Here is a 15180-nt window from a genome sequence, read left to right as displayed (position 1 = left end):
AGGTCGACGCCCAGCGGGTCGAGCACAAGCGGCGAAGAAACGGTTCAGCGGCGCCGCAGCAGGGCGACGGCGGCGCCGCCGAGGAGGGCGGTGAGCAGGGCGAGCCCGACCTCTGAGACGGTGGGGATCTCGAGCACCGACGGGGCGGGCCCGGCGGGCGCGAAGGCGAGGCCGCTCAGGGCCGGCGCGCCGGTCCCGCTGCCGATCGGCGTCGCGAGGCCGGTCGTGCGGCTGACGGCGACCAGCGGGGCTCCCCCGCCGCCTTCGCCCGGGGCGCTGCTGGCGCCGCCGTAGAGCACGCCGTCGGGGCCGAGCTCGATCCCGCCGAGGGGGATGCCGGTCGGGCCGATCGGCGTCGTGGCGCCCGTGGCGAGATCGACGGTGAACAGCTCGTCGCTTCCCGAAACACCGTCCGGTGGCAGCGTGGTCGTCGAACCCACGCCGTACATCGTCCCGGTGCCGGCGTCCCAGGCAAGGCCACGCACCGGGCTGTAGCCCATCGCGCCGAGGATGGCGAGCGCGCCCGTCGTCTGGTTCACGGTCACGAGATAGGTCGGAGGAATACCCTCGCCGCCGCCGGTCGAGAAGAAGGCGCCGTAGAGCACGTTGCCGACGAACTCGAGGCCGTTGACCGCTCCGGGGTCATGGTGGCCGACGAGCGTTTCCGCGCAGCCGTCCGGGTTGATCTGGATGATGTTGGCGGAACCCTGGCCGGTGGCGCCGAAGAGTGCACCATCCGCCCGGTACTCGATTTCGGTGACGGGACCGAGGCTACCCAGCGCGCAGCGCGGCGTGCCACCGCCCGTCCCCGGGTCGATGGAGATCAGCGAGTTTCCCTGATTGCCGGTCGAACCGAGCAGGGAGCCGGGGGCGACCGGCTGAGCGTAGACAGCGGGAGCGGCGAAGAGAAAAGGCAGCACGAGCTGCCGAGCGAGACGCGCGATCGACATCGAGTCCTCCAGGAACGGCGATTGGTTGGGCAGCGCACGCTACCACAGCCACTCGCGAACGGAGCGCCGACTCGGGGGGTCGGTTAAGCGCGCGGGATCGCTCGAGGTCCTTAACCCTCCGGCCCCGCAAACACGAACCCCGGCTCGTCGAGGTAGCCCTGCTCCTTGACCTCTTCGCCCTGGAAGAGGGCGAAGGAGGGGAGGCCGGGGGTGTAGGCCTTGGTCATCTCGTGGAGCGCGAAGGCGGAGTTGCCGGCGAAGACGTAGACGAGGCGGTCCTTGGCGAAGGGGCTCGGCAGGGCGAAGAAGAGCCCTTCGTCGGAGCGACCGTGCAGCGTGCCGCGGTAGCGGAACCAGCCGTCTCCGAGCTCGACGGGGGCCCGACCTCCAGCTTGGCTGCCGAGCGCGGCGAGCGTGCGGGCGACGAGCGCGTTGTCGCGCGGGCCGCCGAGCAGCACGAGATCGCGGCTGGCGAGCTGCGCTTCGCTCACCTCGGCCTCGGAGACGACCGGCACGAGCTGCTCGGTGAAGGCGTCGGCAAGCGTCGTCTGGAAGCGCAAGGCGAGCGTGCGCTGCGCCTCGTCGGCGCGCGAGGTGCCATGGACGACGAGCGTCTCGCCCCAGCGCTCGGTGATGTGCGGCCAAGCGGCCCAGCGCTGACGCGCCACCGGGATGTCGGCGCCGGGATCGAAGACGACGCGCACCGGTCTTTCCGGCACCGTGAACGTCGCCGTCGAGTGCACACCGTCGAGGTGCAGCGGGTAGCGGGTGCGCGCCTTGGCGGTCTCGATCTCGACGCTGCTCTCGAGCGCGTAGACGTTGTCGCTCGGCTGCTCGACGGTGACCGTCACCTGCCAGCCGCCCTTCTTCTTCGCATAGCGAACCTCCGGGCGCGGCGCTGGGAAGCCGGTGCGCTCGAGCCAGGGGGCGAGGCGCGCGGAAAGGTCCTTGCCGGTCGTCTCGCGCGCCACGGCGAGGAAGTCGGCGGTCGTGACGGCGTGGTCGCTCTTGCCGCCGAAGCGCTCGTGCAAGGCGCGCATTGTCGCGAGGAACGGCTCGTCGCCGAGCGCCAGGCGCAACTGATGGAGCGCGAAGGTGCCCTTGACGCGCGCCACCCGATAGGGCGCGTAGCGCGTGTACGAGCGCTCGGCCTTCTCGGCGGGGAGATCTTCCTCGCGTGCCAGCGTGGCGACCAGCAGGACGTTCTGGCGCGCCAGCGCGGCGGCGAGCGCCGGCGCGGCCTTGTCTTCCTTCTCCGGCAGGTCGTGGAGGATCTGCCAGTAGCCGGCGGTGCCGGAGGCGAGCCAGTGGTCGGCGGCGCTCGCCGGGAAGAGCGTCCCCTGCCAGAGCTTCTTGGCCTCGACGCCGAGCCGTCCCTTCACCCCGGCGAGGTCGAGCTTCGGGGTATCAGAGCTCTTTTCGGAGCTTTTCTCGGCGCTCTTCTCGAACGGAGCGAAGCGGCCGTCTGCCTTCGCCGCGGCGAGCTTGTCGGCGAGCCAGATCGGCGTCACCGCGGTGTAGCCGAGCGTCAGGTGCGGGCGGGCGTTCGGCAGGTCGGGCATCCGTCGATTGTTCTTGGCCGGGAACTTCTCGCGCAGCGTCACCTTCCCCTGGTGGGCCCAGAAGACGAGCTTCTCGGCCATCTCCGAGGTGGTGATCTTGCCGTCGCAGGCGTGCGACAGGTTGATCGGCGAGGTGGCGAAGAGACGCGCGAGAGACGGCGCGTCGATCTTCCCCTTCTCGCGCTGGTAGTAGGCGTTGAAGGCGAGGTCGCGGTTCCACGGCGCGAAGACCGGGTCGTACGGTGCGCCGTTCGGCTGGAAGGCGTACTCGCTGCGCACCTCGCCGTCGCGCGCGTTGTTGTTGGCCCAGAGGAACCCTTCGGTGCCGAACGGGTTCTCGCCCGAGCGCCAGAGCTTCTTCTTCGCCGTGCCGAGCAGGCAGATGGCCGTTTCGCCGGTCTTCACGTCGGCCATCGGCCAGTCATTCGTGTACATCCCGTTGTTGCGCTCGGCGAGAATGCCGACCACCTCGTCGATCGAGCGGCCGTACTGCACGGCGCGGCGGATGCGGTCGCTCATCGGCACGCCGTCGGGGTTCCACGGCGTCTGCGCGACGGTCGTCTCGCCGATCACGAGGCCGGCGCCGTTCATGTAGAAGTCGGTTCCGGAGTGGATGCCGCCGGGGAAGGTCTGGAAGACGATCCGTTCGCCCGTCGTCGGCACGAGGTCGAGCAGGACGTTGAAGTGCACCCCGGTGTAGCCGGCCCACATGAAGATCTGCCCGAAGACGACGCGGCCGTCGGCGGTGGCCGAACCGGTCGCCGCGACCGCCGAGCACTTGTGCGTGCCCTCGGGGATCGCCAGCTCCTCTTCGGCGGTCAGGAAGCTGCGGCCGGTGAGCGCGTGCGGCAGCACGGCGAGGCCAGTCTTCAGATAGTCGACGTCGATCGACGAATTGATCGTCACGATGTCGAGGAAATCGAGCGGCTTGCCCTCGAACGTCGCCCCTCCCTTGGCCGCGCCGTCGGCGATGCCGCGCATCTCGGTGAGCAGCTCTTCGGAAAAGCCGCGCAGCATCGTGGCGTCGGCGAGCGTGCGCAGTGCGGCCCAGCCGCCCGCCGGATCCTTGCCGTTGGCCACCTGGGCGAGCTTGGCGAGATACGCCGCGATCTCCTCGGCCAGCAGGTAGCCGTGTTGATAACCGCGGGCGTACGGCTCGCCCTCGACGTGCAGGAGGATCCAGCCCCCCTGCTCGGTGCGGAACCCCTTGTCGGCCCAGCGCACGGTTTCGAGCGGCACGAAGTCGGCGACGTCCTCGACCTTCTCGAGGGTGAGGTCGTCGAACCAGGCCGTGCCGGTGGCGTTGCCGTTCCAGCCGAGCGCGACGCGCACGCGGTCCTCGGCGCGCGTGGCGACGAAGGTCATCGTCACCTCGCTCCAGTCGCGCGTGCCGGCGAACGCCGTCGAGTGGTTGGTGAAGGGGAACGACTGCATGGCGAGCGTCGCCGGGACCGCCGTGGGGTAACGGGTGAGCGGATCGGCGGCGACCCCTTCGGTCTTCACCCAGGCGCGCAGGCGGTAGACCGCGCCGACCTCGAGCCGCACCGGCGGCGAGAGCAGCGTGGCAGTGGCAGGAGCGGCGTTGCGGAGGCGCAGGCTCGCCGCGCCGCCGTGGCGTGTCGCGACGTCGCGCGTCACGCTGACGGCGCCGCGGGGCTCGACTCCGTCGACGGTCCAACCCGCGAGCGGTCCCGTGTCGGAGACCTCCTCGAATCCGCCGGCGGGAAGCGGCACGGGGACGGGAGGGGCAGGCGGCGTGGCTCCGGTCGTCGTGGCGAGGACGGCGTTGGCCGAGAGAACGAGCGCGGCGAGCGACAGACGGAAGTTGGGCATCGAGGGCTCCCGGAGGGATCGCAGGGTGGCCGGCGGGGGACGAGAATCGTCGCCGGACCGGCGAAGCATGGCACGGCCCGGGCTACACCGCTCCCTCCGGCGGCGGAACGGCCGGAAGGCGGGGGGTCTAGTGAACGCCGGCGAGATCCGCCGGGGGATCGCCGGCCGGCGGCTCGGCCGTCTCGGTCGGCACCGGGGCGACGAGGCCGAGTCGCTCGCGCCGGTCACGCCGTGCGAGGTCGGCGGCGTAGGCCAGGGCGGCGAGGACCGCGGTGCGCGACAGATCGGGGTAGCTGCGCAGCAGCGCCTCGACGGGCACGCCGGCGGCCAGATTGTCGAGGACGACCGAAACCGGCAGTCCGCATCCGCGAATGCGTGCCAGGCCCTGGCCGATCTCGATGAGCTCCATCCAGTTCATCGTGAGGATTCCGTCCAGGGGAAGTTTACGGAACCGCCCACCCGAATGTCACGGGCCCCGGACCGCCGGGTGGCGATCCGGGGCGTTCCCTCCCCCGGGCGGAGCCCGGGAACGCCGGCGGGCCCTCAGGTGCGAGGGATGATCGCGCCGAGGACGATGCCGCCGAGCACCGAGTCGATCATGCCGATCCCGCCCCAGCACCAGGAAAGGTGGTAGGGGAAGCCCTCGAGCACCAACGGGTTGTAGAAGCCCATGAAGAAGATGGCGAGGCCGAAGAAGAAGCCGAAGGTCGCACCCCCCTTCCAGCCGGCGGCCCAGGCACTGCGCGTCCGCGCGAAGAGGATGGCGATGCAGAGGCTCACCACCACCGAGACGAAGGCGAACATCGCCGGGTTGGCGGCGGTCTTGGTGAAGACCGCGTACTTCTTGTACGCCTCGGCCAGGATCATCCCGTGCTGCACGAAGTCGGCGAGGTTGGTGACGATGCCGGCGGCGACGCCACCGGCGAGGACACGCGTCCAGTTCATGGCACCCTCCTTGGCCCGGGGCGGAGGATCCGTCCCGGCGATGGCCTGCGATCGAATGGCGCCAAGCTAGCGCACCGCGAGCCACTCGACAACGCCGCGCGGCGGCAAGTCGGAGCCTCGCGATACGCTTGGTCTTCGTCGGACCCACCCTTTCCGGTGTCTCCGCAGGAGCCATCCCGATGCCGCTCGTCGACCTGCCGCTCCGCTCCTCTGACGACCCCGCACCGCGGCGAACCGCCCGGGCGGCGATCCTCCTGTCGACCCTCTGCCTCGCCTTCGTCGTGGCGCGCTCGCGGCCGCCCGCTGCGGTGGGCGCCGACGCCCCGGCCGATCGCTTCTCGGCGGCCCGGGCAAGGGCGACGCTCGAGCGACTGCTCGGCGACGGCAGCCCCCATCCGGCGGGAAGCCCGGCGGCCGAGGCGTTCCGCCAGCGGCTTCAGGCCGAGTTGCGGGGCCTCGGCCTCGAGCCGACGGTCGAGCGTGCCTGGGCCTGCAGCCCGGAGGGAGCGTGCGCCGACACGGTCAACCTGCTCGCCCGGCTGCCGGGCGGGGGCGACGCGCCGGCGGTGTTGCTCGTCGCCCACACCGACTCCGTGGCGGCGGGTCCCGGAGCGGCCGACGACGGCGCGGGCGTCGTCGTCCTTCTGGAGACGGCCCGCGCCCTGCTCGCCGCCCCGCCGGGAGCGCGGCCGGTCGCCCTCCTCTTCACCGACGCCGAAGAGGCTGGCCTGCTCGGGGCGCAGGCCTTCGTCGACGCACGCGGCGGCGGGCGACTCGCGCGCGAGGTCGCCGTCGTCCTGAACGTCGAAGCGCGCGGTGCGGCGGGGCTCGATCACCTCTTCGAAACCGGCGAGGAGAACGCCGGGCTGATCCGACAGGCCGGGCGGGCGCTGCCGCGCCCCTCGGCGAGCTCGCTCTTCTACGAGATCTACCGGCGCCTGCCGAACGACACCGACTTCTCGATCTTCCGGCGCGCCGGCGTGGCCGGGCTGAACTTCGCTTTCATCGGCGAGCCGCTGCGCTATCACACCCCGCGCGACGAGCCCCGCCTGCTCGACGCCGGCACCCTGCAGCACCAGGGCGACCACCTCCTCGCCGCGGCGCGCGCGCTCGCGCGTGTCGAGAGCCTGGCCCCGGGTCCGGGGCGGCGGGTTTTCTTCGACCTGCTCGGCTTCACCCTGATCTCGTGGCCGGAGCCCTGGTCGCTCGCCCTCGCCGGTGCCGGGCTGCTGCTCGTGCTGCTCGCCGGCGGGCGCCGGGGGGCGCTCGGGGTCGGCGGTCTGGTGCTCGGACTGTTCGCGCTGCTGTTGCCGGTCGCCCTCGCTGCCGGGGCGGGCTGGGCGCTTCACGCCCTGCTCGGCCGACTCGGGGCCTTCCCGTACTCGTGGGTCGCCGATCTCACCGTGCCGACGCTCGCCTTCGCGGCGCTCGGGGCGCTCGCGGCGCACGCCTCGCGCCTCTTCCGCCGGGTCGATGCCTGGTCGTTGTGGAGCGGGCTCTGGCTCGGCTGGGGGCTCGCCGCGCTGGCGCTCGCCCGCCTCGCCCCCGGGGCGTCGCACCTGGCGATCGTGCCGCTGCTCGCCGCCGGACTCACCGGCCTCGTCGGGTCGTCCGACCGTTCGGTGTCTCCGGGAGCGGTCGTCGTGCTCGCGCCGCTCGTCGCCGCTGCGGCACTCTGGCTGCCGCTTGCCTGGACGCTGCCGACCGCCATGGGGATGGTCACCCTTGCCGGTGTCGCGGCGATCGTGGCGCTGGCGCTGAGCCCGGCGGCCGGCGCGCTCGCCGTCGTGCCCGCCGCGAGCGCGGCGCGAGCGCTCGCGCTCGTCTGCGTGCTCGGCGCGGTGGCGACGCTCACTCTGCCCCGCTTCACCGCCGAGCGCCCGCAGCCCGCGTCGCTGCGTCTCGTCGAGACGGCGGCGGAGAGCGGTGCGACGGCGCTCTGGGCGCTCGATCCGCCGTCGACGCCGCTGCCCGACGCCCTCGGCGCGCTGGCCTCGTTCACCCGCCGCACGGTAATGCCCTGGTCGCGGAGCGAGAGCTTCACCGCGCCGGCGCCGGCGGCGGCGCTGCCGCCGCCCGAGCTCGAGCGACTGGCCGAGTCGAGCGCCGGCGACGGCCGCCGGCTGCACCTGCGCCTGCGTTCGCCGCGCGGCGCGACCCGGGCCGCGCTCTGGCTGCCGCCGGAGATCGACCTGCGCGCGGCGAAGGTCGCCGGCGTTCCGGTGCCTGCCGCGAGCGGGCGACTCCCCGGCGCGCCGCGACGCGGGCGCCTTTTGATCGTCGCGACGCTGCCCGCCGAGGGGGTCGAGGTCGAGCTCGAGCTCGGCGCGCAGCCGGGCGAAGCGGCCCTGCTCGACGCCTCGCCCGGTCTGCCGGAGGCCGGCAAGCCTCTCGCCGCTGCGCGGGGCGCGTCGGCGGTGCCGATCGGCCTCGGCGACTCGACCTGGGTGATCCGGAAGCTGATGCTCTAGCCCGTGGTTCTCCCCTCGCTCCTGCTGCGGCGTCGGCTCTGGCCGCGTCTGCGGCGCTGCGTTGGGCCTGCGGCGATCGCTGGCTCAGCCCTGGCGCCCGGTCGGCCGGCTCGGCGCACGGTTCGGTCCGCCTGCGCCGGCCTGGGTCGCGACGCTTTGCAGCCGCAGCCGCCTGTGCCGCTTCGCGACGGACCGGGGTGGAAGGCCCGGGCTCCAGCGCTGTTGCCCGGTTGACAGTCTCCCTGCGCCGGAGCCCCTAGGCTCGGGGCACGACAAGGGAGGACGGCGATGGGAGAACGGCCAGCGGTCGAGGTGTCGATCTCCAGGGCGTGGGCAAGGCGGGTCGCTTGCGCCCTGGCGCTCGCGGTGCCTTCGGCGGGCGTCGCCGCGACCTACCACGTCGCTCCGCCTCCCGCCGGCAGCGACGCCAACCCGGGCACGCAGGCCGCGCCGTGGGCGACGCTCCAGCACGCCGCCGACACCGTGGGGCCGGGCGATACGGTGCTCGTCCATGCCGGCAACTTCGTCGGCTTCCATCTCTCGACGTCGGGGACGCTGGCGCAGCCGATCGTCTTTCGCGCCGCGACGGGCGAGGTCGCGGCGATCACCGCCGACAACGCGCAGACCCCCGACGGCATCAACCTCGAAGGGGCGAGCTACGTGACCCTCGAGGGGTTCCGGGTCAACGGACGGACGCGCGCCGGCATCCGCGCCGTGCTCTGTCGCGGTGTGAGGATCCGCGGCAACCTCGCCGACCAGAACGGTCGCTGGGGGATCTTCACCGGCTGCTGCGAGGACCTGACGATCGAGGACAACGAGGCCTCCCGCTCGGGGCTCGAGCACGGCATCTACGTGTCGAACTCGGGCGACCGCCCGATCGTGCGCGGCAACTACCTCTGGGGCAACAACGCCAACGGCCTGCACATGAACGGCGACCTCTCGGTCGACTGCGACGGTTTCGTGCCGACCGACGGCGTCATCTCCAACGCGCTCGTCGAAGGCAACGTGATCTCGGGCAACGGCGTGGCCGGCGGCTCGGGGATCAACGGCGACGGCGTGCAGAGCTCGCTTTTCCGCAACAACCTGATCTTCGATTCGCACGCCTCCGGCATCTCGCTCTACCAGATCGACGGCGGGCAACCGTCGACCGGCAACCGGGTCGAGCACAACACCGTCGTCGTGGCGAGCAACGGCCGCTGGGCGCTCAACATCCAGGACGGCTCGTCCGGCAACACGGTGCGCAACAACACCTTCTGGAGCGACCACGGCGTGCGCGGTGCGATGAACGTCTGCGCGACCTGCCTTGCCGGATTCGTCAGCGACCGCAACGCCGTCGAAGACCGCTTCACCCTCGACGACGGCGACTCGACGCTCACCCTCGCCCAGTGGCGCACGGCGACCGGCCAGGACGCGAGCTCGTTCGTCGCGACGCCGGCGGCGCTCTTCGTCGCGCCCGCCTCGGGCGACTTCCACCTGCGGGCCGGCAGCCCGGCGCTCGACGCCGGCCTCCCGCTCGCCGACCTCGGCGCCGACCTCGAAGGGACGCCCCGCCCGATCGGCAATGGCTGGGACATCGGCGCCTACGAAGGCCTCACCCTCCTCTTCGCCGACGGCTTCGAGCCCGGCGCGACCAGCCGCTGGTCAGCGCGGCGGCCGTAGGGGGCGGGCGCCCGTACAAGCCGACAAGCGCGGTTGCCGGCACTCGGCTCGAGCCGAGTTGCGTCGATCAGAGCGCGTGCGACGGGCGGCGGAGCAGCAGGAACGCCGCGACCGCGAGCAGGCCAACCAGAGTCGCGAGACCCGTGCGGTCGAGTGTCGGAATCTCGACCACGCTGCAGCCTCGGTTGAGGTAGACCTCGACCGTGTCGCGAAGGTTGTAGTCCTGCCGGACGACATCGACCCAGCCGTTGCCGTCGACGTCGGCGGCGAGCACGCTGCTGGAACCTGCCGGCACCGGCCAACTCACCGAAGGCTCGAACAGGGTCGGGCTGAGGCCGCGGAGGATCCGGAGTTCGCCGCCCAGCGTTTCGTAAGCGAGGTCGTAATGCCCATCGCGATCGAAATCCGCGATGGCGACGGCACTCTGAATGTCTGGCGCCGGGAGACTGGCCGCCTCGACGAACGAGCCGTTGACGCTGAACAGGACTCTCACGGACCCGCCGGCGCGGTCCGTTCCGACGAGGTCGAGGTCTCCATCTCCATCGAGATCAATCGCGGGTCCGAAGGCGGGGCTGAAACCCAGGTTGGTCGTGACTGCCGGGCCAAACCCGGTGCCATTCAAGTTGGGGTAGACGCGGATGGCCGGGATCGACAGGAAGAACGCAGCAATGTCGGGTGCCGAATCGCCCGTGAGCTCCCCTGCCACGATCCCCGGAATGAAGTCAGAGACTCCCGTGACGATTTCCTCGCCGAGGGTGAATCCACCCGCGCCGTCGCCCATGAGAAGCTGAATATGGATCGACCCAGGGCCGGCGGAAAGGGCAAGGTCTGCGGAACCGTCCCGATCAAAGTCAGCAGATCGAATTCCCCCCGCCATCGCTCCGAACGGCAGGTTCTGCGGCGGAGCGAACAGGCCGCCCCCGATGCCGAGGGCCGACGCGTGATCGCCGGTGTCTGAGATCGCTGCCAGATCCAGGATCGCGTTGCCATCGAAGTCGGCCGTCTCGCTCCCAAGCGGCAGAGTTACCGGAATCTCCGATAGCGGTGTCAGCGAGCCGTCCTCGTCAGCCTGCAGAACGCGAACCCGGTCATGGAAGTAGTCGGATGCAACAAGGTCGGCCCGACCGTCTCCGGTCATGTCCTGAACCGAGTTGGCGAAGGCGCCTCCGGTCGGAGAGCTCACCGCCGGGTCGAACCGCATTGAACACACCTGACCTTCGGCCAGGCCAGCCGAGAGCAGGAGAACGAACGACGAGAGGGCAAGCGTCTGTGGGGTCTTCATGAGTTGCGACTGTACACCTCGATCCCCCCGCCGACCCCACCCGATCGCGCGGGTGAGCGGAGGTGCGAAGCCCGGCTCCTCCGCCCGCCACGGGCGTCAGGCCGTGCCGCGAGGCAACGAACGGCGCGCCTCCAGCCGGTGGGCTAGCTGCGCAGCCCGAGCGCGCGGAGCGCCGCGATCGCCCGTTCGGTTTGGGCTTCCTGAACGAGGAGCGAGTCGCGGGTGAAGGTCGAGCAGGCGAGGACGTCGATTCCGGCGGTGGCGAGGGCGGAGGTCAGGCGGGCGAGGAAGCCGACGCAGTAGAACGGGTTGGCGCAGTCGATCGCGAGCAGTACCCAGGCGTCGGGGTTGCGCTCGAGGACCTCGCAGTCGGCGAGGTGCTCGGGGCGGGTGATGACGGTCGTCTCGAGCTCGTCGCGGGTGACGATCAGGTGGCGCGTGGCGTCGCCCACGCCGGCACAGCGGGCGACGACGTAGACCCCGGGGACGCGGTGCAGCCGGCTGCGACGCAGGACGTCCTCGGTCGTCGGCGGGACGTCGGGCAGCTCGGGCAGCTCGGGCATGGTCGGAGGGCGCTCAGCGCGCGCCGTCGGTGTCGAGCCAGGCGCGGAAGGCCGGCGCCGCCGCGAGGAGGCGGATCTCCTCGCGGCACCAGGGCGACCAGGGCGTCGGGTCGGCAGTGAGCTCGGCGAGAAACTCCTCCCAGACGACCCAGCGCAGCTCGGCGATCTCTTCCGGGTCGGGCCGTGGCTCGACGCCCGCGGGCAGGCGAGCCACCAGCACCGGGCAGAGCTCGTTCTCCTCGACCCCGTCGCGCGAGGCGCGATAGCGGTAGTCGGGGAGCATCACGCAGAGCGCGGCGACCCTGTCGAGCCCGAGCTCGTCGCGCAGCCGGCGGCGCGCCGCGAGCTCGACCGGCTCGCCGAGGGCGGGGTGGCCGCAGCAGGAGTTCGACCAGACGAGCGGCCAGGTGACCTTCGCGGCGGCGCGTCGCTGGGCGAGGACGCGCCGGGCGCCGTCGAAGAGGAAGAGCGAGAAGCCGCGGTGGAGCGGCGTCGTAGCGCCGTGGACCGAGTGCTTCGGTGCCACGCCGAGCACGCGGTCGTGCTCGTCGACCAGGACGACGTGCTCTTCGACCAGAACGACGTGCTCGTCGTGGCGGCTCTCGTGCACGGCGGCGGAGCCTAGCAGGTCGTCGGCGCTCACCGCGCCCCGGGCGACGCGAGCCCGCGACCGGTGGTGAGGTAGACGGCGAACGTGCCGAGCCAGTGGCCGCCCTCGTAGTGCTCGCCGGTGACTCGCGGCAGCGCCTCGGCGCGGTGGCGCGCCGCCGCGGCGGCGAGCGCTGGACGACGCGGGTCGCCGGCGGGCAGCCCGGCGGCGATCCCCTCGAGCATCCAGGCACGGGAGAGGTTGAGCCCGTCGAGATGGGCGAGCTTCGGGTCGCTCGGGTCGGTGACGATGCCCGGCGCGAGCCAGTCCCCGCGCCCGTCCCGCGGCAGGCCGGGGAGAAAGCCCGAGAGCCACGTGGCGAACTCCGCCGGCGCGAGCACCCGCCGCACGACGTCGGCTTCGGCGAGGCACGGGGAGAGGAAGTCGTGCCCGGAGGGCTCGTAGCCGAGCGGGCAGTCGCGATCGCCGAGGTAGAAGCGGCGCACGCTCGTCTCGAAGATCGCGCCGGACGGATCGCCCTTGGCGCGCGCCCAGTCGAGCGCCAGGCCGAGAGCGAAGGCGGTGTTGTCGTGCTCGCCGACGCGGATCGGGAAGGTGAGCTTGGGCAGCCACTCGACCAGCCGGCGCGCGGCGATCGTCTCGAGCGGCGCGATTGCCGCCGACCAGGCGCGTGCCTCGGGCGTCTCCCATTCGCGCAGCTCGGCGCCGAGCTGCAGGAGCCAGGCGAGGCCGTACGGCCGCTCGAAGGAGACGCGCCCGGCGCCCTCGAGGTAACGCGCCTCGCCGGCAAGTCGCGCCGCCGTCAGGTTCGCGCCGAGGGCGGCGCGCGCCGTCGCGGCATACGGCGCCTCCGGGTGCAGCCGCGCGAGGCGCGCGAGCAGCCAGTGCCCGTGCACGGCGGAGTGCCAGTCGAAGCAGCCATAGAACGCCGGCGTCAGCTCCCGCGGCGGCTTGGCGTCGGCGTCGCTCTGCATCACGTGGGCGATCTTGTTCGGGTACTCCTGCTGCACGCAGGCGAGCGCCAGCGCGGCGAAGCGCGCGCCAGGATCGCCGGCGGGAGCCGCCTCGCTCGCCGCGGCGGGGAGGCGAACGAGGGTGAGGAGGGCGAAGAGCAGCGACGAGCCGAGAGCGCGACGGGTCATGCGGCGAGCATAGTGCCCGGCGGGCGGCGTGCGCCAACGATGGGCTTCCGTCTCGCCGTCATCCGCGCTGCGAGGGACGGGTGTTCGCTCTGATCGGGAAAGCTCCGCTCAGGAATCCGCATTGCGCGGTCGGGAGTAGACATCGCGCGCCACGATTGACGCTCACTCCTCGGTTGCCTACACTGCCGGCGCCCTGTCTGGTCAAGAGATGTCGTCTCGGCCCGTTACGCCTGTCGGCCGTTGCCACGCGGCGCCAAGTGTTGCCGCACCCGGCGGTCGGCAAGAGAGTCCAGGTGGCTCGAAATCGGGCCGGGTGGTTCGGCGGAAGTCCCTGGTCCTTCTTGCTCGAGCCGTTGCGGGCGAAGCCAGGGTACCGCAGTCCGATTGCCCGTCAGTCCTTCGCCGCATCGAGATCGTTCAACGCACGCCTTCGCCCGGAGAGGAACCATGACGTACACCCAGGAGCAGCTCGAGCAGTTCAAGAGCACGTTTGCCCTCCGTCGTCGTCGCCAGTGGATCGCGGTGGTCCCGGCGCTCCTTGCTGCGGTCCTGATCGGCACGGCGAACGAGGCCACGGGCAAGACCCTCGGTGGCGTGCCGCTCTCCTATGCTCTGCCCGCTGCGTTCGTGGCGATCATCGGCGTCCTTCTCTTCTCGCTGAAGAACTGGCGCTGCCCTGCCTGCGACGGCTATCTTGGCAAGGCGATCAGCCCGAGGTTCTGCGCCCGCTGCGGAACGCCGCTTCAGTAGGCACTGGCGGCAGCTTTCGCGTCGGGGCGTGTGCCTCGCGGGCGAGACGCCTTCGGCGCGGGAGACACGTCGTCCGAGCCTGAGCCGCCCTCGCGATTTCGACAGGGCCGCGCGCCGCTTTGCCAGAGAAGCCGGGCGAAGCAGTCCTGCCGTGCCCGCGCGTGACTGGGCGCAGCAAGCGGACCTCCCTCGGCACTCACTTCCTCGAGAGGAGCCACGACCTCCGGACAGTCCAGGAGCTCCTGGGGCCACCGCCAGGTCACCACCACCATGATCTACACCCACGTCCTGAACCGCGGCGACCTCGGCATGCGCAGCCCCGCGGATGACCTTTGAAGCTTCGGTGTCATGCGGCGCTACACGCCACGCTTGACATTCGCCTGCCCGCTCCCTAGACTGCCCGCAAGCAAGCAAGCAAGCAAGCAAGCAAGCAAGCAAGCAAGCAAGCAAGCAAGCAAGCAAGCAAGCCAGCCAGCCAGCCATGCGACTTCTCACCCCGCCCGCCGCCCCGTGCCCGTCGGTGTTACACGGCAAGAAGTGCCGCGTTTGCCGATTCGCGCTCGAGACGGGATGGGGTCGAATACAGCGTTAGCCCGACAGGACGTTCAGGCAGGACCACTATCGGGACAGGAGGATTGCGTTCCGGTTCGCCAAACCAATCAGGCAGGTAAATACTGGGCGCTCTGCCGCCCAAGAGCACAGCAATCCGAAGGAGGCATCATGCCAGGAGTCGCATACGAATCCGTCCATCTACTTTCTGGAGGGCTCGACTCGGCCGTCATGATCTACCAGGCCACCCGCGAAGGGCAAAGGGTCCGAGCGCTCTACTTTGATATGGGGACTTTCCCTACGAATCAAGAACTGCATTCCGTGAAAGCAATCACATTTGACCTGGGCGTTCCACTCGAAATCGTCGATGTGAAAGGCATCATTCCCTTGGTCCGCGGCTATCTACCCGAAGGCGCGATAGGGCCAGACGAGGCAGACATGAAGGATCTGGAAGCGTTGGTAGTTCCGGCGTCCGGCTTCCCTATCCTACTGAGCGTAGCTCTCTACTACGCGCAACTGACCAAGATCGAGACGATCAGTGTTGCCGTCTTGAAGGAGCAAGCCCAGGCACGCCCGCGAATGCGGGAGTTCTTTGAGGCATTTCCACAGGTGGCAAACCTCGTAAATTTCGAGGGTGGCGCAGTTCCCCGATTTCAGACACCCTTCATTGACAAACGAAAGACCGACGTAGTTTCACTGGGCAGCGAAATCGGAGCACGCTTTGGCGACACGTGGACCTGCCGACTTGGAGGGCCCGTCCACTGCGGAACATGCAGCGCGTGCAGACATCGCAAACGCGCGTTTGATGAGGCGGGCGTTGCCGACGCCGTCACGTTTGCGCAATAAGTCGGCGGGGCGCAAGCC

At 70.9% G+C, this 15180-nt stretch carries 12 protein-coding genes; 4 read left to right on the top strand and 8 right to left on the bottom strand.

Annotated features, from left to right (window positions below):
• Window positions 1-44: 44 nt before the first annotated feature.
• From IPJ17_03005 to IPJ17_02990, 4 genes are all read right to left on the bottom strand, one after another.
• A complete protein-coding gene (locus IPJ17_03005) occupies window positions 45-950 on the bottom strand; it encodes an IPTL-CTERM sorting domain-containing protein (GenBank protein ID QQR74574.1) in 906 nt (301 codons plus the stop codon).
• A gap of 110 nt (window positions 951-1060) precedes the next feature.
• Window positions 1061-4345 (bottom strand): hypothetical protein, encoded by a 3285-nt coding sequence (locus IPJ17_03000; protein ID QQR74573.1) that lies wholly within the window; start codon window positions 4343-4345, stop codon window positions 1061-1063.
• A 127-nt stretch (window positions 4346-4472) separates the two neighbouring features.
• Window positions 4473-4763 (bottom strand): DUF433 domain-containing protein, encoded by a 291-nt coding sequence (locus IPJ17_02995; GenBank protein QQR74572.1) that lies wholly within the window; start codon window positions 4761-4763, stop codon window positions 4473-4475.
• A 125-nt stretch (window positions 4764-4888) separates the two neighbouring features.
• A complete protein-coding gene (locus IPJ17_02990; protein ID QQR74571.1) occupies window positions 4889-5290 on the bottom strand; it encodes a hypothetical protein in 402 nt (133 codons plus the stop codon).
• Between the two features lie 179 nt (window positions 5291-5469).
• Here IPJ17_02990 and IPJ17_02985 point away from each other — a divergent pair, with 179 nt between their 5' ends.
• Both IPJ17_02985 and IPJ17_02980 read left to right on the top strand, forming a co-directional pair.
• A complete protein-coding gene (locus IPJ17_02985; protein QQR74570.1) occupies window positions 5470-7761 on the top strand; it encodes a M20/M25/M40 family metallo-hydrolase in 2292 nt (763 codons plus the stop codon).
• Between the two features lie 288 nt (window positions 7762-8049).
• Window positions 8050-9420 (top strand): right-handed parallel beta-helix repeat-containing protein, encoded by a 1371-nt coding sequence (locus IPJ17_02980; protein QQR74569.1) that lies wholly within the window; start codon window positions 8050-8052, stop codon window positions 9418-9420.
• A 67-nt stretch (window positions 9421-9487) separates the two neighbouring features.
• On the opposite strand, the gene IPJ17_02975 is transcribed toward IPJ17_02980, so the two are convergent.
• The 4 genes from IPJ17_02975 to IPJ17_02960 form a co-directional block, all read right to left on the bottom strand.
• Entirely contained in the window at window positions 9488-10702 is a 1215-nt protein-coding gene (locus IPJ17_02975; GenBank protein ID QQR76075.1) for a VCBS repeat-containing protein, read from the bottom strand.
• Window positions 10703-10845: 143 nt separating this feature from the next.
• Entirely contained in the window at window positions 10846-11265 is a 420-nt protein-coding gene (locus IPJ17_02970) for an ACT domain-containing protein (GenBank protein QQR74568.1), read from the bottom strand.
• Window positions 11266-11278: 13 nt separating this feature from the next.
• Entirely contained in the window at window positions 11279-11875 is a 597-nt protein-coding gene (gene idi, locus IPJ17_02965; protein ID QQR74567.1) for an isopentenyl-diphosphate Delta-isomerase, read from the bottom strand.
• A 29-nt stretch (window positions 11876-11904) separates the two neighbouring features.
• On the bottom strand, window positions 11905-13017 hold the full coding sequence (locus IPJ17_02960; GenBank protein QQR74566.1) for a DUF2891 domain-containing protein: 1113 nt from the start codon (window positions 13015-13017) through the stop codon (window positions 11905-11907).
• A gap of 447 nt (window positions 13018-13464) precedes the next feature.
• On the opposite strand from IPJ17_02960, the gene IPJ17_02955 reads away from it, so the two are divergent.
• Together IPJ17_02955 and IPJ17_02950 are read left to right on the top strand one after the other, a co-directional pair.
• Window positions 13465-13767 carry a hypothetical protein gene (locus IPJ17_02955; protein ID QQR74565.1) on the top strand — a complete coding sequence of 101 codons (303 nt, stop codon included), beginning with the start codon at window positions 13465-13467 and terminating at the stop codon, window positions 13765-13767.
• A gap of 348 nt (window positions 13768-14115) precedes the next feature.
• On the top strand, window positions 14116-15162 hold the full coding sequence (locus IPJ17_02950; protein QQR74564.1) for a 7-cyano-7-deazaguanine synthase: 1047 nt from the start codon (window positions 14116-14118) through the stop codon (window positions 15160-15162).
• The last annotated feature ends 18 nt before the right edge of the window (window positions 15163-15180 follow it).

This window comes from Holophagales bacterium (assembly GCA_016699405.1).
Classification (GTDB): Bacteria; Acidobacteriota; Thermoanaerobaculia; order Multivoradales; family JAGPDF01; genus JAAYLR01.
Note: the sequence above shows the minus strand (reverse complement) of the source record. Positions and strands in the feature narration are given on the sequence as shown.